This window comes from Sedimenticola hydrogenitrophicus (assembly GCF_029017505.1).
In the GTDB taxonomy this organism is placed as follows: Bacteria; Pseudomonadota; Gammaproteobacteria; order Chromatiales; family Chromatiaceae; genus Sedimenticola; species Sedimenticola hydrogenitrophicus_A.
The window spans coordinates 1-1266 of the sequence record NZ_JAQGEI010000097.1; the positions used below are offsets into that span (position 1 = coordinate 1).

A 1266-nucleotide genomic window follows, 5' to 3' on the forward strand; every position below is an offset into this window, starting at 1 on the left:
AGCACGGTCGATACAGCGGCGGCCACCAAGGTAGGAGCAAATTTCATCTTTCTCATGACTCTCTCCTCAACTCAGTTACGGACCTGGGTCCAGTTGTCGATGGCCGGATACTCAGCCGGATACTCACTCTTCCAGACATACTGGTCGCTGGTGAGCTGATCGCCGGAGAGGGCCTCCAGGAAGGCCACCAGGTCCTTCTTTTCCGCCTTGCTCAGCTGCAACGGTTTCAGCAGCGGGCTCTTGTTGCCGTCCTTACCGCCGCCCTGGTTGTAAAATTCCACCACCTCGGCCAGCGTCTTAATGGTGCCGTTGTGCATGTAGGGCGCGGTGTACTTCAGTTCACGCAGGCTGGGGGTGATGAACTTGCCCATGTCCTTCGGATCCAGGGTGATGTTGAGGTAGCCCGGATCGCGCTTCAGGTTCATGTAGTTGGGGATACCCTGGAACATGGCGAAGGCGATAAAGGCCTGGTGGTTCATCGGGTCCAGGAACACGTCGAAGTTCTCCGGCACGCCGGTGTTGTGCGGTTTCTGGTCGCTGAGCAGCGGGCCATTGTGGCACTGGATGCAGCCCGCCTTGCCCTTGAACAGGGCCATGCCACTCTTCGCGGAAGCGGACATCTTGCCGCTGTCGAAGGGCGCATTCCGCGAGGTCAGACTCTTCAGGTACTCGGGGATGATGCTGCGGGCGCCGCCGTTGCTCGGCTCGTTCTTGCCGGCCGCCTTGAACATCTCCACATAGACCGGATCCTGCTTCAACCGCTCCTGCATGATGCGCATGTCCATGTTCATGATGTAATCCTCGGTGATCATCTCACGGGTCACATCATTCAGGTCGGTGCCGATGCGGCCGTCATGCAGCCACACCTTCTTGTAGGCCGTGTTGATCACGCTCGGCGCGTTACGGAAGTTGCCGTTACCGGGATAGCCCGGCGACAGCGCCTCCTTGCTGCCAAAGCCGTTTTCCGGCACGTGGCAAGTGGAACAGGCGATACCGGCATCGCCGGAAAGCCGCTTATCGAAGAACAGCCGCTTACCCAGTTCGGCCTTGGCCGCATCCACTTTCAATGCGGGCAGGGGACCGATATCCGGATACTCGCCCGCTTGAGCGCTCACTGCCACACCCAGCCCCATCACCGCGGCCAGGAGAGCACGCCCGTTCGTGACTCGTACACCCATTGGAATTCCTCCAGGTCAATTATTGCTTTGCCGGTTATTTCAGCTGCGAAACATCGCGACTGAACTTTTTGCTAACCGACGGTCTGAA

1 protein-coding gene is annotated in these 1266 nt (G+C 58.8%); it reads right to left on the reverse strand.

Features of this window, described 5'->3' with window-relative positions; all coding sequences use genetic code 11:
• Window positions 1-71: 71 nt before the first annotated feature.
• Window positions 72-1178 (reverse strand): cytochrome-c peroxidase, encoded by a 1107-nt coding sequence (locus tag O9K64_RS23400; protein WP_335342355.1) that lies wholly within the window; start codon window positions 1176-1178, stop codon window positions 72-74.
• Window positions 1179-1266: the final 88 nt, after the last annotated feature.